This window comes from uncultured Parasphingorhabdus sp. (assembly GCF_963975555.1).
Lineage (GTDB): Bacteria > Pseudomonadota > Alphaproteobacteria > Sphingomonadales > Sphingomonadaceae > Parasphingorhabdus.
In genome coordinates, this window is record NZ_CAXBHH010000002.1 from 290,609 (window position 1) to 316,941 (window position 26,333).

At 54.7% G+C, this 26,333-nt stretch carries 25 protein-coding genes; 13 read left to right on the plus strand and 12 right to left on the minus strand.

Annotated features, from left to right (window positions below; translation table 11 throughout):
• The first annotated feature begins 533 nt into the window (after positions 1–533).
• The 3 genes from AAC060_RS06785 to AAC060_RS06795 all read left to right on the plus strand — a co-directional run bounded on the left by AAC060_RS06785 (position 534) and on the right by AAC060_RS06795 (position 3,392).
• On the plus strand, positions 534–1,166 hold the full coding sequence (locus AAC060_RS06785; RefSeq protein WP_339824266.1) for a hypothetical protein: 633 nt from the start codon (positions 534–536) through the stop codon (positions 1,164–1,166).
• A gap of 106 nt (positions 1,167–1,272) precedes the next feature.
• On the plus strand, positions 1,273–1,992 hold the full coding sequence (locus AAC060_RS06790; protein ID WP_339824268.1) for a response regulator: 720 nt from the start codon (positions 1,273–1,275) through the stop codon (positions 1,990–1,992).
• Entirely contained in the window at positions 1,989–3,392 is a 1,404-nt protein-coding gene (locus AAC060_RS06795; RefSeq protein ID WP_339824270.1) for a HAMP domain-containing sensor histidine kinase, read from the plus strand. Before AAC060_RS06790 ends, AAC060_RS06795 begins: the two co-directional genes overlap by 4 nt.
• 23 nt (positions 3,393–3,415) lie before the next feature.
• Here AAC060_RS06795 and AAC060_RS06800 read toward each other — a convergent pair whose 3' ends face one another.
• Both AAC060_RS06800 and AAC060_RS06805 read right to left on the minus strand, forming a co-directional pair.
• Entirely contained in the window at positions 3,416–3,664 is a 249-nt protein-coding gene (locus tag AAC060_RS06800; RefSeq protein WP_339824272.1) for a hypothetical protein, read from the minus strand.
• A complete protein-coding gene (locus AAC060_RS06805) occupies positions 3,661–5,037 on the minus strand; it encodes a M28 family peptidase (RefSeq protein ID WP_339824273.1) in 1,377 nt (458 codons plus the stop codon). The genes AAC060_RS06800 and AAC060_RS06805 overlap by 4 nt, the downstream gene beginning before the upstream one ends.
• Before the next feature lie 187 nt (positions 5,038–5,224).
• Between AAC060_RS06805 and ettA the strand changes: the two genes are divergently transcribed.
• Positions 5,225–6,904, plus strand: coding sequence for an energy-dependent translational throttle protein EttA (gene ettA / locus AAC060_RS06810; RefSeq protein WP_339690771.1), 1,680 nt, complete (start codon positions 5,225–5,227; stop codon positions 6,902–6,904).
• Here ettA and AAC060_RS06815 read toward each other — a convergent pair.
• The 4 genes from AAC060_RS06815 to AAC060_RS06830 all read right to left on the minus strand — a co-directional run bounded on the left by AAC060_RS06815 (position 6,897) and on the right by AAC060_RS06830 (position 11,163).
• Positions 6,897–7,706 (minus strand): hypothetical protein, encoded by an 810-nt coding sequence (locus tag AAC060_RS06815; RefSeq protein ID WP_339824275.1) that lies wholly within the window; start codon positions 7,704–7,706, stop codon positions 6,897–6,899. The genes ettA and AAC060_RS06815 overlap by 8 nt on opposite strands.
• A gap of 22 nt (positions 7,707–7,728) precedes the next feature.
• Positions 7,729–9,195 (minus strand): sodium/proline symporter PutP, encoded by a 1,467-nt coding sequence (gene putP, locus AAC060_RS06820; RefSeq protein WP_339824277.1) that lies wholly within the window; start codon positions 9,193–9,195, stop codon positions 7,729–7,731.
• Positions 9,196–9,468: 273 nt separating this feature from the next.
• Positions 9,469–10,230: an NYN domain-containing protein gene (locus AAC060_RS06825; RefSeq protein WP_339824279.1), complete on the minus strand. Its 762-nt coding sequence runs from the start codon at positions 10,228–10,230 to the stop codon at positions 9,469–9,471.
• 291 nt (positions 10,231–10,521) lie between these two features.
• On the minus strand, positions 10,522–11,163 hold the full coding sequence (locus AAC060_RS06830) for a carbonic anhydrase (protein ID WP_339824281.1): 642 nt from the start codon (positions 11,161–11,163) through the stop codon (positions 10,522–10,524).
• A gap of 64 nt (positions 11,164–11,227) precedes the next feature.
• On the opposite strand from AAC060_RS06830, the gene lipA reads away from it, so the two are divergent.
• On the plus strand, positions 11,228–12,181 hold the full coding sequence (lipA, locus tag AAC060_RS06835) for a lipoyl synthase (RefSeq protein WP_339824282.1): 954 nt from the start codon (positions 11,228–11,230) through the stop codon (positions 12,179–12,181).
• A complete protein-coding gene (locus AAC060_RS06840; RefSeq protein ID WP_339824284.1) occupies positions 12,168–12,653 on the plus strand; it encodes a type II toxin-antitoxin system RatA family toxin in 486 nt (161 codons plus the stop codon). Before lipA ends, AAC060_RS06840 begins: the two co-directional genes overlap by 14 nt.
• Here AAC060_RS06840 and AAC060_RS06845 read toward each other — a convergent pair.
• Genes AAC060_RS06845 through AAC060_RS06855 form a run of 3 tightly spaced genes read right to left on the minus strand, consistent with a single transcriptional unit; the run spans position 12,602 to position 14,831 of the window.
• On the minus strand, positions 12,602–13,117 hold the full coding sequence (locus AAC060_RS06845; RefSeq protein WP_339824286.1) for a CinA family protein: 516 nt from the start codon (positions 13,115–13,117) through the stop codon (positions 12,602–12,604). The two genes, AAC060_RS06840 and AAC060_RS06845, sit on opposite strands and share 52 nt — an antisense overlap.
• Before the next feature lie 20 nt (positions 13,118–13,137).
• The gene (locus tag AAC060_RS06850; RefSeq protein ID WP_339824287.1) at positions 13,138–13,656 is read right to left on the minus strand and encodes a hypothetical protein; all 519 of its coding nucleotides are present in this window, start codon (positions 13,654–13,656) and stop codon (positions 13,138–13,140) included.
• Positions 13,656–14,831: a bifunctional 2-C-methyl-D-erythritol 4-phosphate cytidylyltransferase/2-C-methyl-D-erythritol 2,4-cyclodiphosphate synthase gene (locus AAC060_RS06855; protein WP_339824289.1), complete on the minus strand. Its 1,176-nt coding sequence runs from the start codon at positions 14,829–14,831 to the stop codon at positions 13,656–13,658. Before AAC060_RS06855 ends, AAC060_RS06850 begins: the two co-directional genes overlap by 1 nt.
• Before the next feature lie 92 nt (positions 14,832–14,923).
• Between AAC060_RS06855 and dusB the strand changes: the two genes are divergently transcribed.
• The 7 genes from dusB (at position 14,924) to hflX (ending at position 24,130) form a co-directional block, all read left to right on the plus strand.
• Positions 14,924–15,919, plus strand: coding sequence for a tRNA dihydrouridine synthase DusB (gene dusB / locus AAC060_RS06860; RefSeq protein ID WP_339824290.1), 996 nt, complete (start codon positions 14,924–14,926; stop codon positions 15,917–15,919).
• Positions 15,919–16,992, plus strand: coding sequence for an ATP-binding protein (locus tag AAC060_RS06865; RefSeq protein ID WP_339824291.1), 1,074 nt, complete (start codon positions 15,919–15,921; stop codon positions 16,990–16,992). The genes dusB and AAC060_RS06865 overlap by 1 nt, the downstream gene beginning before the upstream one ends.
• Before the next feature lie 14 nt (positions 16,993–17,006).
• Positions 17,007–18,422, plus strand: a complete 1,416-nt coding sequence (locus AAC060_RS06870; protein WP_339824293.1) for a sigma 54-interacting transcriptional regulator — start codon at positions 17,007–17,009, stop codon at positions 18,420–18,422.
• Between the two features lie 180 nt (positions 18,423–18,602).
• Entirely contained in the window at positions 18,603–20,816 is a 2,214-nt protein-coding gene (locus tag AAC060_RS06875) for an ATP-binding protein (RefSeq protein WP_339824294.1), read from the plus strand.
• Between the two features lie 9 nt (positions 20,817–20,825).
• A complete protein-coding gene (locus AAC060_RS06880; protein ID WP_339824295.1) occupies positions 20,826–22,208 on the plus strand; it encodes a sigma-54 dependent transcriptional regulator in 1,383 nt (460 codons plus the stop codon).
• Positions 22,209–22,340: 132 nt separating this feature from the next.
• Positions 22,341–22,835: an RNA chaperone Hfq gene (hfq, locus tag AAC060_RS06885; RefSeq protein ID WP_339824296.1), complete on the plus strand. Its 495-nt coding sequence runs from the start codon at positions 22,341–22,343 to the stop codon at positions 22,833–22,835.
• Entirely contained in the window at positions 22,832–24,130 is a 1,299-nt protein-coding gene (gene hflX, locus AAC060_RS06890) for a GTPase HflX (protein ID WP_339824298.1), read from the plus strand. Before hfq ends, hflX begins: the two co-directional genes overlap by 4 nt.
• A 4-nt stretch (positions 24,131–24,134) precedes the next feature.
• On the opposite strand, the gene mazG is transcribed toward hflX, so the two are convergent.
• From mazG to AAC060_RS06905, 3 genes are read right to left on the minus strand one after another with little or no spacing between them, the layout of a single operon-like run.
• Positions 24,135–24,878, minus strand: a complete 744-nt coding sequence (mazG, locus tag AAC060_RS06895; protein WP_339824299.1) for a nucleoside triphosphate pyrophosphohydrolase — start codon at positions 24,876–24,878, stop codon at positions 24,135–24,137.
• Between the two features lie 60 nt (positions 24,879–24,938).
• The gene (locus AAC060_RS06900; RefSeq protein ID WP_339824300.1) at positions 24,939–25,559 is read right to left on the minus strand and encodes a TIGR02281 family clan AA aspartic protease; all 621 of its coding nucleotides are present in this window, start codon (positions 25,557–25,559) and stop codon (positions 24,939–24,941) included.
• Positions 25,560–25,562: 3 nt separating this feature from the next.
• Positions 25,563–26,333: an MBL fold metallo-hydrolase gene (locus AAC060_RS06905; RefSeq protein ID WP_339824301.1), complete on the minus strand. Its 771-nt coding sequence runs from the start codon at positions 26,331–26,333 to the stop codon at positions 25,563–25,565.

Consider the following 26,333-nt stretch of genomic DNA (forward strand, 5'->3'; position numbering starts at 1 on the left):
AATGGACTGCGACAGGTTGGTAAACGCATCATATAAACGCGCACCGATCGCTGTGAGCACCGCAATAGATTGGTGCGGGAGCTTCATTTAAGGGCCTAAATCTCCGTTAAACCCGCGTTTTACCGGGCTTGCAAAATATTGGTTCGCTGAAGTCGAAGCCCGTTATCCGCTCGCGCTTTTGATAGCAAAATATCCAAAAGCAGATCGGCTTTAGACCTCTCCGCATAAGAACCATGCTGTAGCGAGGATTGCGATCCATGGTGGACCTAGATTGATAGCCACAAGCCAGCGATGTGATCTGGCAGTTCTGCGTTCGAAAGCTGAAAAAGGTTGAATGCTGCGCCGGGTTATCAAAGATTTCAGGCACGTTCCTCCGTTAATATTGCACTCGCGTGAACCGCGCGCGCTTTCTGTTACAAATTGCGACAATTTTCTGCCGTTTTGACAAAGTTCCGCGACAACTGGTCGCTAGAACAGCATTCATGGCGGAACGATAAGACCGGGACGCACAACTGGAAGATAAGGAAAATATTATGAAAAAAGCAATTTTGATTTCGAGCGCCACGGCATTGTTGATGGTTGGCGGCATTGCCGTCGCCGCTCCCGGTGAACGGGGAATGCGTGCCGACAGCAATGGCGACGGTGTTATCAGTCGTGCTGAGCTGACCAAATCGCTGGAAGCCCGCTTTACCAAGATGGATGTCAATGGCGACGGTCAGCTTTCGAAAGAAGATCGTGATGCAAAACGTGCAGATCGTTCGGCCAAGCGCGGTGAGCAATTTGCCAAGGCAGATGCCAATGGCGATGGTGAATTGAGCCAGACCGAAATGGAAGCGGCTCGTGCCGAGCGCAAAGCCAGCAAATTTGCTCGCGCCGACAAGGACGGCAATGGCAAGTTGAGCCAGGAAGAGGCTCAGGCAATGAAAGGCAAGCGCGGCGGTAAAGGCATGCGCGGCAAAGGCCACAAGCGCGGCGGTAACGGTATGGCGATGATGCGCGATGCGGACACCAATGGTGATCAGAAGATCAGCAAAGCCGAATTTACGACAGCGGCACTGACCCGCTTTGACAAGGCAGATGCCAATAGTGACGGCAAGCTGACCAAGGAAGAGCGTCAGGCTGCTCACAAGGCCCACAAGGGTGAACGGAATAAAAGAGGCGGTTAATCCCTGAACCACTCTTTTCGCGAACGGATCGTCAGCCATCTCCCCCTCTCCCCCAAATTGGCTGGCGGTCCGTTTCTTTTTATTGATCCTGTGATAGGGCGACTGGATGACGAACAAGACTCACATATTACTGGTCGATGACGAAGCAACGCTACGCGAGCCGTTAGCGGAATATCTCATCAAGCAGGGCTATAAGGTCCAGCAGGCAAGCGACGCCAGCGTCGCCAGATCCCTACTCAACGCCTATGATTTCGACATAATTTTGCTCGACATCATGATGCCCGGCGAAGACGGCCTCAGCCTGTGCCGCTTTGTCACCGACAAGACCAACATCCCCGTCATCTTCATCAGCGCCAAAACCGAGGAAACCGAGCGGATCATCGGGCTCGAACTGGGCGCGGATGATTATATCACCAAGCCGTTCAGCCCGCGGGAACTTGTCGCGCGGATCAAGGTCGTGTTGCGGCGCACTGAAAAAGGTGGTGCCAGGCAGATTGAAACCACGGGTGCGGCCTATCAATTTTCTGGCTGGACCCTCAAATGTGACAAGCGCAGTCTGATCGATGCAGAAGGCGTGAATGTATCCCTGTCTACCGGGGAATATCAGATGTTGCTGGCGCTGGTGTCGCGCGCCGGAAAAGTGCTGAACCGCGACCAGCTGCTCGACATTACGCAGGGCCGCGAGGCCCATGCTTTCGATCGCGCCGTCGACAACCAGATCAGCCGGTTGCGCCGGAAAATCGAGACGGATCCGAAAAACCCCGAAATCATCAAGACTGTCTGGGGCGGCGGCTATATGCTGGCGGGCGAGGTAAAATCACTGTGAAGCGTCTTTGGCCCAGTAGTCTGGTCGGCCAGCTTCTGCTTGTCGTCGCGCTGATGCTTTTTCTGGCGCAGGGCATAAACAGCTTCCTGCTCTATCGAGGCGCGGAAAACCAGAATCTGGTCGAGGCCTCTACCGCTGCAGTGGCCCGCATTGCTTATGGTCTGGATCGCCAGGCCGTGGACCGTTCTGATTTGCGGGATGTCCCGAAACGCAGTCGGCGCTGGGGCCGGCTCAAAACCGGATCTGAGAGCGCCGTCACCGAAGATATGGGCCGCCTGCCGGAACTCGAAACGCGAGCTGGCCAGGCCTTTACCAATATGGGCATCACCTTTTCCGATATCCGGGCGACTTTCACACGTCATCTGACCACAGATATGTCGGGATATCTGATCGGTGCCAATAAGGGCGATTGGCGTAACAGTCCGATCAACCGGTCGATGGGCGGCGATTCACCCCCCTCGGAAACCAGGGGTTTCGTTATAATTTCGTTACAGGATGCAGATGGACAATGGATCAGCATTGCCTCTGCTGTCCGTGAACGCACGCCTCTATTGATCCGGACCTTGTTGCTCCAGACCGTTACCATCTACCTTCTGATGCTGATTCCGCTAATCCTTCTAGGGCGCTATATATCGAGACCGCTGAAGTCGCTCACCGCAAGGGCCCATTCGTTCCAGCCCGGTGAAACCAGCGATCTGGCAGAAGAGGGACCACCCGACATGCGGGAACTGATCCGGGCCTTCAACGACATGAGCGGCCGGGTCTCCAGTATGATCAACGAAAAAGACGTCATGCTCGGCGCCATTGGCCATGATTTGCGCACGCCGCTGGCGGCTCTGCGTGTACGGGTTGAGAGTGTCGAAGATGATGTAGATCGCGAGCGGATGATCGCCGGCATCGAGGATATCGACCATACACTCGATGACATATTGTCGCTCGCCCGTGTCGGTCGCTCGAGCGAGGAATCGGATCCGGTCGACATTCGCTCGCTGATCGAAACCATTGTCGATGAATTCACCGATCTCGGTCACAATGTCCGCTATCAACGCGGCGAAAAGCAGATTGCTGCTGTCCGCGAGACTCTGGTGCGGCGGGCGCTGAGAAATCTGATCGGCAATGCCATTCTCTATGGCAAGACTGCGGATATATCTGTGGAAAAGTCTGGCGATAAGCTGATGATATATGTCGATGACGATGGACCGGGCATTCCCGAGAAAACGATCGATTCGATGTTCGAGCCGTTCTCACGCGGCGATGCGTCGCGAAACCGGGCAACCGGCGGCTCCGGCCTAGGGCTGACGCTTGCCCGCGCTATTGCCCGGGACCATGGCGGTGATATCATCTTGAAGAATCGTGAAAACGGCGGATTACGGGCTACTTTGATGCTGCCGATCGGTTGACCGCAACACCCGGATATCAGGCGCTAGTTTTTTGTCACTTCCGCCTTTGGCGCTGTTGCCGGACCGGCAATGCCGTCGGCAGCCAGTTCGGCATCAATATCCTCTGCCATTGCCTTGACGGCTTCGTCGGCTGCTTCTTCCAGAGATTGGGCGTCCTGCTCGATCTGCTTTTCCATTTCGGCGATCGCGTCGTCACCTTTTTCCTCAACCGGTGTCTCGGCACAGGCAGAAAGCAATAGCGCGGACGCCGTCAGAAGAGCGCGGATTCTCATTGTTTTGCCGGCAGGGTCAAGTCCGCGTCGCTATTGGCGATGATCGAAAGCACCGTACTCCACGCCGCGACATTCTGGCGCAATTGTTCCGGATCGATCTTGTCGAGCGTATCATCCGGCGTGTGGTGCAGATCGAAATAGCGTGTGCCGTCCTGCTGCAGATCGATGACCGCGAGATTATTATTGGCGATGATTGACTGCACATCCGCTCCGCCACTGGCTTTTTGCTGTCCGCGTCCGATGCCGAGCGGTTGCAGCGCTGTTGCCACCTTGTCAGCCAGCGCAGAAGCGCCTTCCGGCAGGTTGAATTCCACTCGCCAGATCCGGTCGGCGCCAAAGTCCGATTCCATCGCCAGCGCATGATTGTCGCCTTTATGCGCCTCACCATAAGCTTTGCCGCCCCAGAGGCCGACTTCCTCGGCTCCGGCCCAAAGTAGCCGGATCGTGCGCTTGGCCTGGCCCGCTGCCATGATCTGTTTCGCGGCGGCGGTGGTAATGGCGCAGCCCGAAGCATCGTCAATCGCGCCGGTGCCGAGGTCCCAGCTGTCGAGATGACAGGCGATAACGATCATGCCGAGCGACGGATCGCTGCCGGGGAGTTCTGCAATCACATTGCCGGACTCCTGCTGCCCGATATTCTGCGGGGTCAGCACCAGCTTCAGTTTCACCGCTTTGCCGCGAGCGAACATTCTTTCGAGATTTTCCGCATCGGGAATGGACAGCGCACCTGCGGGTATCGGCGTGACGCCCGCTTCGAAATTGGTGTTACCCGTGTGCGGGTTGCGATGATGATCGGTTCCGGCCGAGCGGATGACGATCGCTGCTGCACCCTTCTTGGCGGCGATATTGGGACCGACAAAGCGCGCTGGGCCGAAAGCACCATAGCTGGACCCGTCCTGGGTCGGCTTCATCTTGTGGCTGACAAAGGCGATCTTGCCCTTCAGGCTGCCATCCGGCGCGGCGATCAGATCTGCCAGAGTCGGAAAATAAACAACCTCTGCAGTCAGTCCCTTGTCGCCGGTACTGCCGCTATTGCCGAGCGCGGTGATCGCGAGTGCCTGCGGGAACGGGCTGACGACCGCCGCGGTTTCCTTGCCCCTTATCCAGGTCGGCATCATATAGGATTCGCTGCGAACATTGCTGAACCCCAAGGCTTTCAGCTTGGCGACCGCCCAAATGCGCGCTCTTGCTTCGGCTTCTGTGCCAGCCTGTCGTGGCCCGATTTCGGTGGTCAGACCCTCGACTATGTCCCAGGCGACATCATCCTGCAGAGCCTTGGCCTGCAGCGCGACCGGATCGTGATTATCGGCCAGAGCGGTGGTGGACAAAAAAAGCGCGGACGCGCCAGCGAGCAGGGTGGTTATTTTTCTCATGGACGCTGATTAACCCGCCTTTTATGCTTTGCCAATGGTCTCTTGCGGGGGAGGGGCGGAATAGCTACATAAGCCCTGAAAATAACCTGTCATCCGGGCGAAAGCCGGGATCTCCAACAACCGAGCGCCAAGCCGCCTGAGATTTCAGCATCTGCTGGGATGACGCGCAACTTTGAAAGCGAATATAATGGCCGTCCAATATAGCTATGTCATGAAAGGTCTGACCAAGACTTTCCCGGGAGCCCCCAAGCCGGTGCTCGACAATATCCATCTGCAATTCCTGCCCGGCACGAAAATCGCCATCATCGGTAAGAATGGCGCGGGTAAGTCGACGCTGATGAAGATCATGGCTGGCCAGGATGACGAGTTTCAGGGTGAAGCCTGGGCAGGCGAGGGCATCCGCGTCGGCTATCTGGCGCAGGAACCGCAACTGGACGACAGCAAGACGGTCAAGGAAAATGTCATGGACGGCGTCCGCGAAGTTGCGGATCTGGTCGCGCGCTTCAACGAAATTTCCAACATCATGGGCGATCCGCCGGAAGACGTCGATTTTGATGCGCTGATGGAAGAAATGGGCGAGCTTCAGGAAAAAATCGACGCGGTTGATGGCTGGACCCTCGACAACCAGCTGGAAATCGCGATGGAAGCGCTTCGTTGCCCTCCCGGCGACAGCCCGGTAACCGATCTATCCGGCGGTGAGAAACGCCGCGTCGCGCTTTGCCGCCTGCTGCTCGACAAGCCGGAAATCCTGATGCTCGATGAGCCTACCAACCATCTCGATGCCGAAAGCGTCGCCTGGCTTGAAAAGCATCTGATCGACTATGCCGGCAACGTCATTCTCGTAACCCATGACCGCTATTTCCTCGACAATGTCGTGAACTGGGTGCTGGAAATCGACCGCGGCAAGGGCCTTCCGTTCGAAGGCAATTATTCCAACTGGCTCGAAGCGAAATCCAAACGGATGGCGCAGGAAGACCGCGAGGACAAGAGCCGCCAGAAAGCGATCGACAACGAACTGCAATGGATGCGGCAGAGCCCCAAGGCGCGCCAGACCAAGTCCAAGGCCCGTATCAAGTCGTTCGACGATCTGGTCGCTTCGCAGGAAAACCGCGTAGTCGGCAAGGCACAGATCCTCATCCAGACGCCCGAGCGTCTCGGTTCCAAGGTGATCGAAGCCAAGGGCCTGACCAAGGCTTATGGCGACAAGCTGCTCTTCGAAAATCTTGAATTCTCGCTGCCACCAGGCGGCATTGTCGGCATCATCGGCGCCAACGGCGCGGGTAAGACGACCCTGTTCCGGATCATCACCGGTCAGGAAACACCCGACAGCGGTACGCTCGAACTCGGCGAAACGGTGAAGCTCGGCTATGTCGACCAGAGCCGCGACACGCTCGATGCGTCGAAAAATATCTGGGAAGAAATTTCCGGCGGCCACGACTTTTTCACCTTCGGCAAGAATGAAGTCCAGACCCGTGCCTATGTCGGCGCGTTCAACTTCAAGGGCGTCGACCAGCAGAAGAAAGTCGGCCAGCTATCCGGCGGTGAACGCAACCGTGTCCATCTTGCCAAGATGCTGAAAGAAGGCGGCAACGTGCTGCTGCTCGATGAGCCAACCAACGATCTCGACGTCGAAACGTTGCGCGCCCTCGAAGACGCGCTGGAAACCTTCGCCGGCTGCGCCGTGGTCATCTCGCATGACCGCTTCTTCCTCGATCGCCTCGCGACCCATATCCTGGCGTTCGAAGGTGACAGCCATGTGGAATGGTTTGAAGGGAATTTCGAGAGCTATGAAGAAGACAAGCGGCGTCGTCTGGGTGATGCTGCGGATCGGCCGACACGGGTGGCTTATAAGAAATTGACTAGGTGATGAGTTTGCTGAACGGCAAAGCTTCAATTATTGCGTCTTTAAGAACTTTGGTAGCTATCAGAGCAGAAGGAAGTCGATGGAGTTTTTCCGGTGATAGCGAGAAATGTAAGTATGGATCCGTTTTTTCGTTACCGTGAGCAAACATCGCTAGTTCTGGTTTTAGCGTAAAAGCAGAAGAATATACTTTTTCCGCGATATCCTTATACGTCACCATTGAATTTAAAGCTGGAAACTCCTCAAGGCTTTGTACTTTAGGTATCATCGAATGGGCGCAATAAGAAGCATACAAAGACAAATATGCAGATGGAAGCTCCAAGGATTTCTCGCGTAAACCTTCAGAATTTGAAAGAATATAATCAAGGTTACGGTTCTTCTGGTTTGTCCAGATATGAGAGGCATTGCCTCCATTTTTTGAGTTGAAATGAACGCTACCGGTTTCGTTTTCAACATAGCCTTCTGCTAGTGCTTTTTGAGCCGCAGAATTTACCAAGGTTACAGCTTTCTGGATATCAAAATCCCATTCAATTGCTACTTCTTTCGCCGCTCCCAGGCCTATGTTGATGAACGTAATTCTGGCAAAATTCTCTCTTTTCGATTCACTGCTTAATGACGAACATTTCCAATGGATGTTGTTTTGGGCTGACCAAGCTTCGTAGACGGCTGTCGCGAAGACCAATTCTGGTCGATATGAGGCCTCCCTTTGTTTAGCAATCTGTCGGACCGTCAGAAATGTAGCCATCGCCACCAGCAAGCTAAGGAGACAGGCCAAAAGTGCTATTATTTGATCAGTAGGTAGTGCCATCAGGAAATACCTATCACCTAACTCAACTAAATCTAGCCTTCTTGATCAAACTAACCCCGACAATAGCCGCCATCGCAGCAGCAAACCCCGGAATGATCTCGTAAACCCCGGGACCGCCCAGGAATTCCTTGTTCCAGCCCATCGCGATCCACAGGATCACCACGCCGGCACCAATCACCAGTCCGGACACCGCCCCAGCGCCGGTCATCCGCTTCCAGGTCAGCGACAGCAGGATCAACGGTCCGAACGCGGCGCCAAAACCGGCCCAGGCGTTGCTGACCAGTCCCAGTACCTTGCTGTCCGGGTCACGCGCGATATAGATCGCGACCAGCGCGACCAAGGCCACGGCAAGCCGTCCGACATTGACGGTTTCCCGTTCGCTGGCGTTCTTCCGCAGGAACAGGCGGTAGAAATCCTCGGTCAGCGAACTGGACGACACCAGCAATTGCGAGCTGATCGTGCTCATGATCGCGGCGAGCAGAGCGGCGAGCAGGAAGCCGGTGATCAACGGGTGGAATAATGTGTTGGCCAGCAAGATGAAGATGGTTTCGGGATCATCGAGCACCAGCCCGTTCATCTCGACATAGGCGCGTCCGGTGATGCCGACGCCGATGGCGCCGAGCAATGCCACGCCCATCCAGCTCATGCCGATGGTGCGCGCCTTGGCGACGTCGGCGACCGAACGGATGGCCATGAAGCGGACGATGATATGCGGCTGCCCGAAATAGCCGAGGCCCCAGGTTACGGCGGAGAGAAATCCGATGAAGGACAAGCCGGCCGTCAGGCTGAGAAAATCGGGATCAATCGTGTAGAGCTGCGCCGTAACCGCGCTGATCCCGCCATCATTGGTCAGGACCACTATCGGCATCAGCACCAGTGCAACGACCATGATACAGCCCTGAACGAAATCGGTCAGGCTGACAGCCAGAAAACCGCCGATCATCGTATAGGCGAGCACGACGCCGGCGGTCAGCCAGATGCCGGTCATATAGTCGCTCATGCCAGTGTTGCCGAACAGGCCAGCAAAGCTGGTTTCGAACAATTTGCCGCCACCGACGAGGCCGGCTGCGGTATAGACGGCGAAGAACAGTACGATGATGATTGCCGAGATTACCCGCAAAGCCAGTGCTTTGTCGGGGAAACGGTTGGCTAAAAATTCGGGGATGGTGAGGGCGTTGCCGAGTCTTTCGGTCTGTTCGCGTAGCCGTGGCGCGACAACGATCCAGTTGAACAGAGCGCCGGCGAACAGCCCAATGCCGATCCACACCTCGACCAGACCCGCTGCATAAAGCGCGCCGGGCAGGCCCAGCAGGAGCCAGCCCGACATATCGGAAGCTCCGGCGGACAGCGCTGCCACTGCAGGACTGAGCTGTCGGCCGCCGAGAAGATAGCCTTCGCTGCTATCGGTGGATTTGCGCCAAGCGTAAAATCCGATGGCCAACATACCAACGAAATATAGGGCGAGTGAAACTAAGGCTCCTGTTTGCATCCGACGGTCATAACGATTTTAGCCTCGATGTCACCATCTGCCTTTTGCGGAGGGGAGAACTGCAATGCGCGTCTCAGGATTGCCAGGTGATTAGACTTGTCAGCTTCCCTTTCCTCCCTGCTTGCGGGGAGGGGGACCGCGCGAAGCGTGGTGGAGGGGGCGCGCGTCTGAACGCAGCGCCTCGGCCAACCGCCCCTCCGTCAGCCGTTCCGGCTGCCACCTCCCCGCAAGCGGGGAGGAAATGCTAATTCTCCCTCACGGGAGAACGCGCACTTACCGCAACCGTTTCACAAATAAATTGCCATGTTCATCGCGCTTGGTCTGGAAATTCGGTACCGCGTCGAAAATCTCGTGTAGTCTTGAAAAACCGTAATTACGCGCATCGAAACTCGACCGGTTGCCGGCAATCTTGCCGACTTCACTCAGGCTGGCAAAGCCTTCGCCGTCGCGTTTAGTCGCCTGATAGGCGTCGATCAGCAGGTTGAGCAGTTCTTCGTCCACCTTGCCGCTGCTTTCGCTTGCTCCCGACGGGCTTTCCGCTTTGGCTGACGACATGACGTCAGGCTTGCCTCCACCGCTGCGGTTGCGCTTGTCGACCTGTATGAGCGCGTCGACGTCGATAAACCGGCTGCACGCCTGTTTGAACGCTTCCGGCGTCTTGGCGCTGCCAAAGCCATAGACCGGCAGGCCTTCCTGGCGAATCCGCATCGCCAGCGGCATGAAGTCGCTGTCGCTGCTCATGATCCCGAAGCCGGTGATATTGCCGCGGAACAGCAGGTCCATGGCGTCAATCGTCATCTTCATGTCGGTGGCATTCTTGCCCTTGGTCATGTCGAACTGCTGCTGCGGCTCGATGCCATATTTGTGAAGTATCTTCTCCCAGCCCTTCAGCGCGCTCTTGGTCCAGTTGCCGTAGGCACGGCGGATATTGACGGTGCCTAGCTCGGCCAGAGCCGTCAGGACCGGATCGATCCCGTTGTGGCTGGCATTGTCCGCGTCGATCAGCAGGGCGATATTGTTGATATGTTGGTTCATAGTGCCAAGATGGACCGCAAGGGCAGGGCGTTCAAGCGGAAAAATGCTGTCCTACAAAGGGTTCTATCGATTATGCTATGTTCGGCTCTTTGACATATCCGGTCGCAGGATCGCGTGAATCATGTTCGCGCGCACGCTATTCTTTTGCAAAATGGGGGCCGTCGGAGTTTTCATTTATAACAGTGTAAAGTGTGTAAAGTTCATCGGCCAGCAGAGCAAAATTTCACACGCAATAATATTTCGATTGTTCTGAAGAGATTTTGTTAATCAACTGGTATGTCTCGAAATTTATTACTCCACAGCCAAAAATTCATCGCTCTCGTCATCCAGTACGTGCAATTTGCCCTCGGCAATCGCGAACCAGGCACCGATCAGGCGAATCGATCCGTCCGCTTCTTTCTCCTGAATGCAGGGGAAAGTCCGCAAATTGGCCAGGCTGGTGCGGACGCCTTCATGCTCCATCGCCAGTTGCGCCTCTTTGCTGTACAGGTCGCCATGGTCGTGCACGACTTTTGCCCGGGCATCATCGAGCAAGGTGATCCAGTCGGCGATAAAACCGCCTTTGCCGTGCGGCATGTCCTTCATCTGTTCGGACAGCGCCGCTGCACAGCCGCCGCAACTGCCGTGGCCCATGACCACCACTTCTTCGACCTTGAGAAACTGCACGGCGAATTCCAGAGCCGAGGAAACACCATGATGACCGGGGGTTGTTTCAAACGGGGGGACCAGGGCTGCCACATTGCGGACAACGAAGGTCTCGCCCGGATTGGTATCAAAAATCTGCGTAGGATCGACCCGGCTGTCGCTGCAGGCGATGATCATGACCTTCGGACTCTGGCCTTCCTTGAGGTCATTCCAGCGTTCGCGCTGCATTTTCCATTGTTCGGAACGGAAGCGGCGGTAGCCATCGAGCAGGTCTGAAAATTTTCTCATGTTTCAATCCATATCACCGGTTTTGGGGGTGGCAAGAGTGGTTTTCCATCGCTATCTGATAGAAATGAATGAAATCACCAAAATCACTTCGCCCGACAGCCCGCCGGAACGCCAACGCAAGCCCGACTGGATCCGCGTAAAAGCGCCGATGGGTGTCGAGTTTGAAAAAACCCGCGCGTTGATGCGGGAGCATAAACTTAACACGGTATGTGAAGAGGCTGCTTGCCCGAATATCGGCGAATGCTGGACCAAGAAACATGCCACGGTGATGATCCTCGGTGATGTCTGCACCCGCGCCTGCGCCTTTTGCAACGTTAAGACCGGCATGCCGATGGCGGTGGACGCGCTGGAGCCCCAGCATACGGCCGATGCCGCTGCGAAACTCGGACTTGAGCATATCGTGATAACGTCGGTCGATCGCGATGATCTGGCCGATGGCGGCGCGAGCCAGTTCGTCAAGGTGATCGAGGCCTTGCGCCGGACGACTCCGAACACCACGATTGAAATATTGACGCCGGACTTCCGCAACAAATCGGAGGCCGCGGTCGAAGCGATCGTCGCGGCGCGGCCCGACGTCTATAACCATAATCTGGAAACGGTGCCCCGACTCTATCCGACGATCCGGCCCGGCGCACGCTATTATGCCTCGCTCCGTTTGCTCGAGCAGGTCAAGCGACTCGATCCGTCCATCTTCACCAAGTCCGGTGTCATGCTGGGCTTGAGCGAACAGCGTCTCGAAGTGCATCAGGTGATGGACGACATGCGAAGCGCCGATGTCGACTTCCTGACTATGGGCCAATATCTCCAGCCAACCACCAAGCACGTCAAAGTGAGCGAATTTGTCACGCCTCAGGCCTTTGATGCTTATGCCTCGGTTGCTCGCGCAAAAGGATTCCTTCTGGTCGCCTCGAGTCCGCTGACCCGGTCCAGCTATCACGCCGGCGAGGATTTTGCCAAGATGCGTCAGGCGCGCGAGGAAAAGCTGGCGCGTTCGGGTGCATCGAATGCCCGTCCATAGGGAAACGCGCGATCTGCCTTACAGTAGCGCACAAATGTACGCGCTGGTGGCCGATGTCGGGCGTTATCAGGAATTTCTGCCCTGGGTCGTAGGAACAAGAATCCGAGCCGACAGTGAGACCGAAATGCTCGCCGATGTGCTGGTCGGCTTCAAAGGCCTGCGGGAGCAATTTTCATCGCGGGTGATCAAGGCGCATAACCTGTCGATCGATGTCGATTATCTGGACGGTCCTCTGAAGCAACTGCATAATGAATGGCGGTTCAGGGCGCGTGAAGGCGGCGGTTGTCACGTCGATTTCTATGTCGAGTTTACGTTTAAAAATCGTGTATTCGAGAAACTGGCCGGGCAAATGTTTGCCAAGGCGTTGCACAAGATGACCAGCGCCTTCGTCGACCGCGCTGGTGAAATATACGGAACCAGCTACTCGCTGTCCTCTGGCAATAGCAGTTCCAGCGCGACAAGTACGGCCTGAAATCTGATATCGGCGCGGCTTTTGTCCTCGCCAAACATTTTCCGGTCGGCAACCACGTCATCGACGCTTTTGCCTTTTTCGGCTTTCGCGAAAACCACAGTGCCTACTGGCTTCTTCTCGGTACCGCCGCCTGGTCCTGCCACGCCAGTAATCGCCACCGCTACATCGCAACCCGATTGATCGAGCGCGCCCTGTGCCATCTCCCAGGCCACCGCGATCGAAACCGCGCCGAATGTTTCCAGCACATCACTGCTGACACCCAGCATCTTCTGCTTGGCACCGTTGGAATAGGTATTGAAGCCGCTATCGAAAACGTCGCTACTCCCCGGAACCTCGGTTAGCGCCGCGGCAACCAGTCCACCGGTACAGCTTTCCGCGACTGTTATCCGTCGACCGGCAGCGCGATTTTTCTCGATAACCGTTGTCGCCAAGGCAACAAGTTCGGGAGGGAGGAGATTTTTCATAGACCGGGGCCGTTAGCGCATCATGCCGGTGCTTTGCAAATGGGAATATCCTGCTTCTTGTCATCCTTGGTCGCGGCCTGCATGATTGTGATAGCGAGGCTGGCAAGATTTGAAGACGGCATTGGTTCGAGATCGCTGTATATCTTGTCGATCAAACTGCAATCTTTGGGCTTTATTTCGTCACTTATGAGTTTGCTGAACATGGCATCAGCTATTGGTCGCAAGAGCGTATCGTCAATCTCCGGCGGTAGTTTTTCGCCAGCCAGCACCGATACCGCACCTTTGGCTTTTGGCCACGCGTCGTTCGATGCCGCTCGATATTTCGCGAGTTGTTCGGAATTTTCCTTTAGCAAAGATGCCGTCGCCGGCAGGCTGGTGGAGCATTTGTTGCGACTGGTCTGTACTAACGTTGGCAACACATAGGTCACCAGCGCTTCGGCTTGTGCAACGCTCAGACATTGTTCGGCCTGAGTCGCTTGCGCTGCCATCGAATGTGTAAGAGCAAATAATGCCAATCCGGCCATGCAATTTTTGTTCATCAATTTTCCTCCAATGAAATCGTTGCAATGGCCTGAGCGGCCATGCCTTCTTTCCTCCCGGTAAACCCCAGACCTTCGGTGGTTGTTGCTTTCAAGCTGACCTGATCCATTCCAATCGACAATATTTCCGCGATATTGCGTCTTATGGACTCCCGGTGGGGCTTGATCTTGGGGGCTTCGCAAATGACGGTCATGTCGACATTATGGATTATGCCACCTTTCTCGGCGATGAGCGAAGCTGCATATTCTAGAAACTGGGCGGAAGCCGCGCCGCGCCACTGCGGGTCCGATGGCGGGAAATGGTCGCCAATGTCCCCGGCTGCGATGGTGCCCAGCAAGGCATCGGTCAGGGCATGCATTAGAACATCCGCATCGCTATGCCCGGCAAGACCCTTGTCATGCTCGATTTTTAAGCCGCCGAGCCACAATTCCTCACCAGCGGCGAGCCGATGGACATCATAGCCCATCCCCGTGCGTATCTGACGCATATTCAGTGTCCTTTCCCCCCCAAAGTCACCGGGTAATGTGTATTTTTTGAGGGCCTCGTCACCATCGACAACTGCTACAGCACGTCCCGCTGCCCTGAAAATCTGGGCATCATCACTGGCATTTTCATCTGCGGGAAACCGTTCATGCGCCACCAGCAGTTTTGCAAAGTCAAAGGCCTGCGGGGTTTGCACACGCCACAGGCTGTCGCGGTCTACGGTCTGGTCGAGTTGGTTGTCGTTGATTTGAACCATAGTATCGACACAGGGCAAAACCGGTATGGCTGCCGCTGCCGACCCCAACCGCTCAATCAGCCGGTCGATAACCGGATGAGAGACAAATGGCCGTGCGGCGTCATGGACGAGAATGTTTTTCGCGCCGCCACCGTTGCGGATCGCGGTCAGGCCGTTGAAAACCGACTGCTGGCGCGTAGCACCACCGATTACAACTTGGTGTGGAGAATCGGGGCCAAGAGCCTTGCCGAGTTGCTCTTCCTGTCCCTCTGCGATCACAATCCAGATCCGGTCAATGGCGGCGTGGGATGAAAAGCTTTCCACGCTATGACGAACCATCGGCTTGCCACGGATCAGCTCGAACTGTTTGGGAAGGTCCAATCCCGCCCGTGCACCGGTACCTGCAGCTACAATCAACGCATGGGTTTTGTCGGAGGGATCACTAGCTTGTACCATGGATCGCGATCTACGCCGAGAATAGGAATGAAGCAATTCTTGCCTCGAAATTGATTTGTCGATAAGGGGTGCTTAAATTTTAGGCAGTATCAATGAAACTCAACCCAATCTCCATTGGCGATATTGAAATCGAAAGCCCGGTATTGCTGGCACCGATGACCGGTGTCACCGATTTGCCCTTTCGCAAGCTGGTCCGGCGATTTGGCTCTGGCCTCAATGTCACGGAAATGATCGCCAGTCAGGCGATGATCCGGGAAACTCGCCAATCTTTGCAGAAATGCGCCTGGGACCCGACCGAGGAGCCGGTATCGATGCAGCTTGCCGGCTGTGATCCCGCTGTAATGGCCGACGCAGCCAGGCTTAATGAAGATCGTGGTGCGCAGATCATTGACATCAACATGGGTTGTCCGGTGAAAAAGGTCGTGAACGGTGATGCCGGTTCGGCTTTGATGCGTGACCTTCCTTTGGCGGCTGCGTTGATCAAGGCAACGGTTGAGGCGGTAAATGTACCGGTAACGGTAAAGATGCGGATGGGCTGGGATCACCAAAGCCTGAACGCTCCGGAGCTCGCGCATATCGCAGAAGATCTCGGCGCAAAAATGATTGTCGTGCACGGCAGAACCCGTTGCCAGATGTACCGGGACAGCGCCGACTGGACTTTTGTCAGCAAGGTCAAGCAAGCGGTTTCGCTGCCGGTTATCGTGAACGGTGACATTTGCACTATCGAAGACGGGCAAGCGGCGCTGGAGCAAAGCGGCGCGGATGGTGTGATGATCGGCCGCGGTGCTTACGGCAAGCCGTGGCTATTGGGCCAGTTCATGCACTGGTTCAAGACCGGAGAACGGCTGCCGGATCCCGATATCACGACCCAATATGCCGTTCTTGATGAACATTATCGCGACATGATGAAACTCTATGGCGAAGATGTCGGCGTCAAGGTCGCCCGCAAACATGTCGGCTGGTATACCAAGGGGCTCACCGGTTCGGCAGAATTTCGCAATCGGGCGAATAGCGAGGCGGACCCTCATGTCGTGCTGAAAATGCTGGAGGAGTTTTATACGCCCTGGCTGAACAAAGCCGCAGCCTGATGGACGGAAACCCGTCGGGAGAGCTAATTCTGGCGGGTATCAGTCATGCGTTGATCGTCCTGGATTCCCAGCATCTGGTTGCACGGATCAACCCTGCAGGTGAAGCCTTGTTTGGCACCAGTGCCAAACATCTCCTTGGGCGCAAGATCACAGATGTCCTGCAATTTGCAGACCTCAGGCTGAATGAGGCTCTGGTCGAGCAAGATATTAGCCTGACCGCTCGCGGGGTTATGATTTACAGCGACGAGCGCAAACTGGGCTTTGCCGATTTTGATATTCATCCGCTGGCATCGGGTCCAGAATGGCGGTTGATCTCCCTGTCGTTAATGGCGCAAGACGGCCCAATTCTCGAGAGCGAAAATAGCGATCCATCCAATCTGGCGATCCGGGCTCCGGATATTCTCAGTCATGAAATCAAGAATCCGCTCGCGGCGATCAGAGGGGCAGCGCAACTTCTGGAACGGCAGCTGGATGATTCGCAAAAAACACTGACCCAGATGATTACGGCGGAAGTAGAGCGGGTGGTCAACTTGCTCAATCGAATGCAAACCCTGTCCTCCAACCAGCCAGCCCGGACCCAGGCCGTCAACATTCACACTTTAATCGATCGGGCACGGCGATCGATAGAGGCGGCCACCGGCCAGGCCGTCAAAATTACGGACAAATTCGATCCATCGCTACCGGACGCGCTGGTTGACCCTGATGCCATGATGCAGGTTTTGACCAACTTGTTATCCAACGCCGTGGATGCCACCAGACATCTCGCAAATCCCGAAATCCGCATCGTCACCCGCTATAGTTTCGGTGCCTCTTTGTCGGCGCAAGGTGGAACAGAGGCAATAAGACTGCCGATCCAGATAATGGTCTGCGACAATGGCCCCGGTGTTCCGGCTGAGCTGGAGCAAGAAATATTTACAGCCTTCGTCTCGACCAAGAAAGAAGGGCAGGGGCTGGGCCTTGCTCTGGTAAAGAAGCTGATGCGCGATATGAACGGACGCATCCGCTATGATCGCGGAAACCAGGATGAAATGAGCAGGTTCACGCTATTTCTCCCCGTTGCACCGAAAAACTGACGTCAGGACAAAACATGGCCAAAGCAAAAATCATATTAGTCGAAGACGATTTGTCGGTCAGTCACGTCATTATCACTGCGCTGCGCGCTGACGGATATGAAGTCGAAAGCTGTAAGTCGATAACCGAGCGTGACGCGCTCATGGCGAGCAGCAGCTATGACTTGCTGCTCACCGATGTCGGACTGGGGGAGGGCGACGGGATTTCTTCGCTGGACACGGTGAAAACCACCCATCCGGACATCCCGATCATCATCATTTCTGCTCAAAATACCCTCAATACCGCCGTCCGGGCTTCGGAAACCGGGGCTTTCGAATATTTGCCCAAGCCCTTTGATCTTGATGAACTGGTCGAGGTGGTCGGGCAGGCGCTGAAGCCGAAAAATATTCAGCCGATCGAGCCATCGATGGACGAGGAAAGTCTTCCGCTGGTCGGGCGAAGTCCGGCGATGCAGGAAGTCTATCGCATGATCGCGCGCCTCCTGAAAAATGATCTCTCGGTTCTGGTTCTAGGAGAATCCGGGACCGGCAAGGAACTGGTCGCCGAGGCCATACACGGGCTGGGGCATCGGAAATCCGGTCCGTTCATCGCGGTCAATATGGCTGCTATTCCGTCTGAACTGATCGAGGCGGAACTGTTCGGCCATGAAAAGGGCGCCTTCACCGGTGCCGTGGCCAGCGCCTCGGGAAAATTTGAACAGGCGCAGGGCGGGACACTGTTTCTCGACGAGATTGGCGATATGCCGATGCACGCCCAAACGCGACTGTTGCGGGCGCTTCAGTCGGGTGAAATCAATCGCGTAGGTGGCAAAGGACTGGTCAAACTCGACGTCAGGATCATCGCCGCCACCAATCACAACTTTCTGGAATTGATCGAGCAGGGAAAATTCCGGGAAGATCTATATTATCGTATCAACGTCGTCCCGATTGAATTGCCGCCTCTGCGGGAGCGGGCCAGCGATATTCCCGCGCTGGCCACGCATTTCCTCAAGCTCGCAATGACCGAAGGACTGCCCCACAAGCAGATTTCCGAGGAGGGGATGAGTCTGCTGTGTCATCACTATTGGCGCGGGAATGTTCGCGAACTCAAGAACGTCATCTATCGCCTGGTCGTGACCGGCAGGGAAGACACGCTTTCCGAGGACGCAATCCGTCAGATCCTGACGGCTGAACGCGGTGAGGATCGGGTTGAATCAGAAAACCTGGAGTTCGAAGCCCATATCAAGTCTATCGTACTCGGGCTGATGGCCGATCCGGAAAAAGAAAATCTATATGCCAAGGCGCTGGAAAAATTCGAGAAGCCCTTGCTGATAGAGATGATGCATCACGCCCATGGCAACCAGATAAAAGCAGCAAAAATTCTCGGAATAAATCGCAATACCCTGCGTAAAAAACTCAACGAATATCAGATCGATCCAACCGAATCCAAATAGCTATCTACGACGAAATGACGGATTGCTTCGCTGAACCGTGATATTTTTGCAATATTAGTGCTTTTCTTGCAACGAAACCGTTGTATTGAAAGCACAATGAAGTTTTTCAGTCACCATCTGACACGGCCAGTTCCCAATTGGCTGCGGCGTCTTTCCCTCATGTCCGAGCGGGACGCTGTGATGAGACGGATCGAATGGATTACGCTCCTGCTTTTTGGCGTAATAATGGTTGGCACTTATTTTCTGCTGAGCAGACAATCAGACCAGACCGATTTTATATCCCCTCCATTGACGGCCGCGCTGCTCGTTGCAAATCTTGTTCCCGCCATGGCATTGCTCGTCCTCTCCGGTCGACGAATTGCAAAGGGCAGGGCCGCGAAATCCTCGATCGGCAGTAAAGGGCGACTGCACGTTCGTCTCGTTGCGTTATTCTCTCTGGTCGCAAGCATTCCGATGCTGCTCGTGGTCATATTTGCTTCACTGCTTTTTCAATATGGCGTAGAATTCTGGTTTTCCGATCGCGCCCGGGGCATGCTCGAAAATGCCAATGATCTGGCGCGGGGCTATTATGAGCAGAATCAGCAGGAAATTGGTGCTGAGACCACCACCATGGCCATTGATCTCCGCAATTATTTGCAGCAGGCCGATCTCGAAAGTCCCGAGTTTGCCGAGGGTTATGTATTTCAAGTGCTTTCCCGAAAGCTGAACGAGTCCGCAATTATTGAATATGGCCCCGATGGCGTCGCTCGGACGGCAGCGGCGGTCGATCCCGATGAGGCAGACCAGAATCCGAAGATAACCGATGCGGTGCTGAAGCAGCTCGAGCAAGGCAAGGCCTATGTCGTGACTGCCAGGCCGGACAAGATTGAAGCGGTGACGGCGCTAGATCTTAAATCACGCATCTTCCTCTATGCCGCCCGGGATTCCGACATGCTTGCGCTGAGTCAGTGGGAAAGGGCTCAGTCAGTTCTCGCGGATTATGAAGATCTCTTTTCCCGGTCCAGAAGCCTGCAACTGCAATTCAATATTGCCTTGTTCGTTATATCTCTCCTGATTGTCGGTCTGGTTTTGTGGATCGCGTTGCTGGTTGCGGACCGGATGGTGAAACCGGTGAGTGATCTGGTCCATGCGGCGAAGCGGGTCACGGAAGGCGACCTTGCGACGCGGGTCCCAGGAACATTTGAAAATGACGAGATTGGCACGTTGGGGCGTGCGTTCAATCGTATGACCGAACGTCTGGAAACGCAAACAACGGCCCTGATTACTGCTAACGAGCAATTGGGAAGCCGGCGGGCCTTTATCGAAGCGGTGCTGGAATCTGTCACTGCCGGCATCATCAGTCTCGACGAGAAGGGCGAGATAAAGCTTGTCAATTCGCAGGCTCTGTCGCTGCTTTCCAAATCCATCGACGAACTGCTGGATGTCGATATCGTCAAGGCTGCACCGCAATTTGCGGACCTTGTGCATGAAGGTGTAGAGAATAGTATCATCGAATTCGCGTCGGATTCCGACATGCGTACTTTGGCGGTCAAAATTGTCGGCGGCCCGACCGGACATGTGATCACATTCGAAGATATTACCCAGCAACTGCTGGATCAGAGACGCGCTGCCTGGTCCGATGTTGCGAGACGCATAGCCCATGAGATCAAAAATCCTCTGACGCCGATCCAGTTGGCCGCGGAACGATTGCAGCGGAGATTTGGCACGCGGATCAAAGATGATACCACTGTGTTTGAAAATCTCACCAATACGATAGTCCGGCAGGTCGGCGATCTGAGAAATATTGTCGATGAATTTTCGTCCTTCGCGCGGATGCCAAAGCCGGTCTTTCGTGAGGAAAATCTCGACGATATCCTGAAGCAGGCCCTGTTCATGCAAGATGTGGCATGGCCGTCTATCGCGTTTAAATTTATCGCTGATGATGAACCTCTTTCGCTGGTTTGTGATCGGCGGCAGCTGGGACAGGCACTTACGAATATCATTAAAAATGCTGCCGAAGCTATCGAGCAAAAAGCCGAACGCAGCCCTGACTTTCACGTCTCAGACGGGGATATAATATTGTCCGTTCGTGCAGAAAACCAGATTGTCGTCATCGAACTGACCGATAATGGAATAGGTTTGCCGATCGAGCGGGAGCGTATTGTCGAACCCTATATGACGACGAGAGCCAGTGGCACAGGATTGGGCCTCGCGATTGTGAAGAAGATTGTCGAGGAACATTTTGGCGAGATGAAGTTCTGCGATGCGCCTGATGGTGGCACCCGCGTCACCATTCGGTTCAGTCCATCCAAATTGGCCAGATTGTCGCACGATGGTGAAGAGATTTCTGGTGGTACAGCTAGCGGTCCTGCCGCGAGTGGCGACAACGGACAGACTTTGAGAAATGAGGATTAGAGGTTCAGCATGGCGTTAGATATTTTAGTTGTCGACGACGAGCCCGATATTCGTGATCTGATATCCGGTGTCCTGGAAGATGAAGGGTATAGCACCCGCGTGGCTGCTGATAGCGACGCCGCGCTTGCCGCGGTAAACGAGCGCCGCCCTTCTCTGGTCCTGCTCGACGTATGGCTGCGGGGGTCGCGACTGGATGGCCTGGAACTGCTGACCGAATTAAAGCAACTAGACGCTAAACTGCCCATCATCATGATTTCCGGCCATGGTAATATCGACACTGCAGTTGCCGCAATTTCGCAGGGGGCGGTTGATTTCATCGAGAAACCTTTTGAAGCGGAAACGCTGCTTCATCTGGTCTCCAGAGCGACTGAAACCGAACGCCTCCGCAGGGAGAACGAGATACTCAAGGCGCGGGTGGGTTTCGCCGACGAATTGACTGGAAACTCGGCCGCGGTAAACAATGTGAGGGCGACACTGAAGCGGGTGGCCGGAACGGGCAGCCGCCTACTGATCTCCGGGCCGGCAGGGGTTGGCAAAGAAGTTGCCGCGCGCTTGATGCACAATTGGAGCTCTCGGGCCAATGCCTCCTTCGTTACAATTAGCGCAGCGAGATTATCCCCGGAAAGCGTTGAAGAGGAACTGTTCGGCACTGAACGGAACGGCAAAATCGAAAAGACCGGATTGATGGAAGAAGCCCATGGAGGAACTTTGTTCATCGATGAAGTCGCCGACATGCCGCTCGATACCCAGGGAAAAATACTCCGGGTTCTGACAGAACAAAGCTTCAACCGGCTTGGCGGTTCGCAAAAAGTGAATGTCGATGTCCGGGTCGTGTCCGCAACGTCACGTGATCTGGAAGTAGAGATACGGGAAAAGAGATTCAGGGAAGATCTCTTCTACCGCCTCAATGTCGTGCCGGTGATATTACCGCCATTGAATGAGAGACGCGAAGATATCCCGGTTCTCGTGGAACATTATGCTGCACGCTTTGCCGCCGATCAACGCTTGCATCCGCCGGAAATTTCCGATGAAGCAATGGCTGCACTGCAGGCATGCGACTGGCCGGGCAATGTCAGGCAATTGCGCAATGTTATCGAGCGAACGATAATTTTGGCTCCCAAAGAAAAATTCACAAAAATAGAAGTCGAAATGTTGCCACCCGAAATTCTCGGCAATGATGATGAACTTGACCAGGGCGTCGCGTCGTTAATGGGATCACCCCTGAGAGAAGCGAGGGAGAGTTTCGAACGAGAATATTTGAAGGTCCAGATCAGACGCTTTTCTGGCAACATATCGAAAACCGCGAATTTTATCGGTATGGAACGGTCCGCTCTCCATCGAAAATTGAAAATATTGGGCTTGGCGGCCCGCAAGAAACCCGACGGGGAATGATCTTTAGGGTTAACCGGTTGTCGTGACGCTGCTAATCCCATATATGACAATTTGCGATCCTTTGGACACACTGCCTTGGTCGCGTTAATTATAAAATGCCGTCATAAAGGTGGCCAATAATTGGAGTCAAAAATGACCGATAGATCAAATAACTTGCAGGATTTATTCCTGAACTCCCTACGGAAATCAAAAACCCCGGTGACAATGTTCCTCGTCAAGGGTGTTAAACTTCAGGGCATTGTGACCTGGTTCGACAATTTTTCAGTATTGCTGCGTCGCGATGGTCAGTCTCAACTGGTATATAAGCACGCAATATCAACGATAATGCCCTCCGAGGCGCTCGACACCAAGCCGTTCGCCGAGATGATGGAGAACGCAAAGGTAAGGGCCGGGGTTCTTCAGGAAGTCTTCCTCTCGGCAGTCCGGGACAGCAATGATCCAGTGACGATGTTTCTCGTCAACGGCGTGATGTTGCAAGGCGCAGTATCCGCTTATGACCTATTCTGCATCTTGCTCGAGCGGGAAGGATTGTCGCAACTCGTCTACAAGCACGCTATATCAACCGTGCAACCGGGCGGGCCGCTCAATTTGGCAGATTATAACCAAGCAGATGATGGTGCGCATTGATACCATTTGAGAAGGAAAGTCTCGATAGCAAGAGCCGGCGGGTGCTTATCGTCCATCCCGACATGGTTTCACTGAGCCAGTCGGCGCTCGAGCATCGACTGGAAGAGGCTGTTGGTCTGGCCTTGGCAATCGGATTGGTGGCGACGGATTCGCACTATTTTTCCGTCCGCAAAGCCAAGCCCGCCACCTTGTTCGGATCGGGGCAGGTCGACCAAATCGGTAAGATGATGGCGGAACAAGAGGCCACAATATTGATTGTTGACGGTAGCTTGAGTGCCATTCAGCAGAGAAATCTTGAAGAGAAACTCGACGTCAAGGTCATTGACCGGACCGGCCTCATCCTCGAAATATTCGGTGCTCGGGCCGCTACGGCCGAAGGCCGTTTGCAGGTGGAGCTTGCCCATCTCGACTATCAGGCCGGTCGCCTTGTCCGTAGCTGGACCCATCTTGAACGGCAACGGGGCGGCTTCGGCTTTCTCGGCGGTCCGGGTGAAACCCAGATCGAGTCGGATCGCCGGATGATCCGCGACCGCATGGCCAAGCTACGCAAGGATCTGGCTCATTTGCGCAAGACCCGCGCCTTGCACCGCGACCGGCGTCAGCGCGCTCCCTGGCCGGTCATCGCGCTGGTAGGCTATACAAATGCCGGAAAATCGACATTGTTCAACCGGTTGACCGGCGCCGATGTCTTCGCCGAAGATCTGTTATTTGCAACCCTCGACCCGACAATGCGGGAATTTCCGCTCCCCGGCTATGACAAGGCGATATTGTCCGACACGGTTGGATTTGTTTCGGACCTTCCAACCCAATTGGTGGCGGCTTTCCGGGCCACGCTTGAAGAAGTCAGTGCGGCCGATATTGTCGTCCATGTCCGCGATATTTCGCATGAGGCAAGCGACGCACAGGCCGGCGATGTCAGGCAAATATTGGCAGACCTTGGTGTTTCCGAAGAAGCGGGAGAGGGGCCTCCCGTTATCGAAGCGTGGAACAAGATTGACAAGATCTCGCCCGTTGATCCGCAATATGCGCGTATTTCGTCACCGCTGCCGGAAAATGTCTGCACGATCTCTGCCGAGACCGGTGCCGGCGTCGAGACGCTGGTCAAGCTGATCGCGAAAACCCTGTCCGAAGGTTATAAGTCCGAACAGATCACGATTGCGGCGTCCGATGGCAAAAGAATGGCCTGGTTGCACGAGAATGGCCGGGTGCTGAAAAGCGAACAACAGGCGGATAATCTGATCCTGTCGGTCGAAATGTCACCGCGAAACTGGGGGCGCTATCAAGCGCTGGACTGATCGATCAGCTCGCGGCTAGCTTTGCCTTGGCTTTCTGCCATTCTACTTCCAGTTCTTCGATCGACATATCCTGCATATCTTTGGTAAGACTGGATTCTACCTCGTTGAATCTTTTCGTGAATTTCGTTGTGGCATCGGCGAGGGCACGTTCCGCATCGACCTTGTAGTGACGGGCAAGATTGACCGCGGAAAACAGCAGATCGCCGATTTCCTCGTGCACTTCTTCTTCGTTAGTGGCGGCCGTGACCTCGTCCAGCTCTTCGAGCAACTTGTCCTTCACCGGTGCCTTGTCGGGCCAGTCAAACCCGACACGGGCTGCCCGTTTCTGGATTTTCTGGGCCCGTAACAAAGCGGGCAGGGCAAGGGCGACACCATCCAGCGCGCTGGACTGTCCGTTTCGTTCCCGTTCGCCGGCCTTGATCTGTTCCCATCCCGGGCTTTCATCGGCTGCGCCAAAGATATGCGGATGGCGGCGGATCATCTTGTCGCAGATTGTCTCGACCACATCATTGAAATCAAACTGGTCCGCATCGGAAGCAATCTGGCTGTGGAAAACAACCTGTAACAGAAGATCGCCTAATTCATCTTTCAGCGCCAACATATCATCGCGTTCGATGGCATCGGCAACTTCATATGCTTCCTCGATCGTGTAAGGCGCGATCGTCTTGAAGGTCTGCACCTTGTCCCATTCACAACCGCTGTCCGGATCGCGCAAACGCCGCATGATTTCTAGCAGGGGATCGATCAATTGTGCATCCGTTCTAATCTATCAATAAGGTTGATAATATATATTATGTTAAATTAATGATCATCCGGCAGTGCGACTATCCTGCGGTTCCAACACCATTTCCGTCCCTTCTACGCGCCAACTTCGCAACTTTGACAGAAAGTTCATACCAATAACATTGGAATCACCGAATTCTTCAGCAACAACAACCGGCAATTCCCGTGCGACCATCGAACCAATTTGAAGCGCCTGAATTGTTCCTCTTTGTGCGCTGACCGTTCCATTCGCTGTCGTCAGCACGACCGGAAAAGGGCTTTCACTTATTTCAATCCCCGCATCTCTGGCAGTTTGCAATGTCATTGCCGTTGTGGTTGCTCCGCTGTCGATCAAGAACCGTACCGGTAGTTCGTTGACCGTGGCATTTACCCAGAAATGACCGTCGGCTGACTGACGGATACGCAACATATCACCATCGACAAATTGCTCATTTGCGCGAGTAACTTCGCCGGATACCCGATTCCAGACCGCAAATATTTCATTCTGGTAAGAAAACCCAATGATGAAGACCGCAAATATGGCGACCCAGGCCAAGGCCGTCCGAACGATCTCTCCGAAACCCATTCGCCGCGAAAATAATGCACTTGCTACCAACACCAGCGCGCCTATCGCAAACACAAGATTGATATTTTGATCTTCGGTCAACGGTCAGATTTCTTTCGTATAGCCATCATAAGCGGGCCGGATATGATCCGGCAATATGGTAACAAGATGGTTATAGTCCATGGAATTGTCCATATGTGTCAGCAAACTCAATTCGGGGCGCAGTTCCTCAATGAGATCCAAAGACATCTCCAAATGTGCGTGCGTCGGATGTGGCTTGTCTCGCAAGGCGTCTACGACAAGCAGATCGCAATCCCGATATAAATCGCGCATTTCAGCCGTCACCTCGCCAAAATCCGTGGCGTAGCAGATAGATTTCCCTTTATGCTCGAAGCGAAGCCCCGCCGAGGTAATTCCGCCGTGAGGCTGGTCAACATAACGAAGCGAAATATCACCGATCTCGACGGCGCCCTCTAGAGCAATACCGTCACAAATGGACGGATAATATTTGTGTCCCTCAAATGCATAGGCGAAACGATGTTTCAAACTTTCAAGCGCATATGGTCGTGCATAGGCGGGGATCGGTTCACGCGTGTTCTGGAAAACTGCCCGTAAATCATCAATTCCGTGACAATGATCGGCATGATCATGTGTCCAGATAACCGCTTCTATCCGGTCGATACCATTATCGAGAAACTGGTTGCGCAAATCGGGCGATGTATCGACCAATATCCGGGTAGTCGGACTTTCCACCAAAATCGATACGCGGCTTCGCCGGTTTTTCGGTTCATCAGGGTCACAATCACCCCAATCGCTACCGATACGCGGTACCCCTGAAGATGTTCCGCATCCTAATATCGTGAGCTTTAAAGCCAC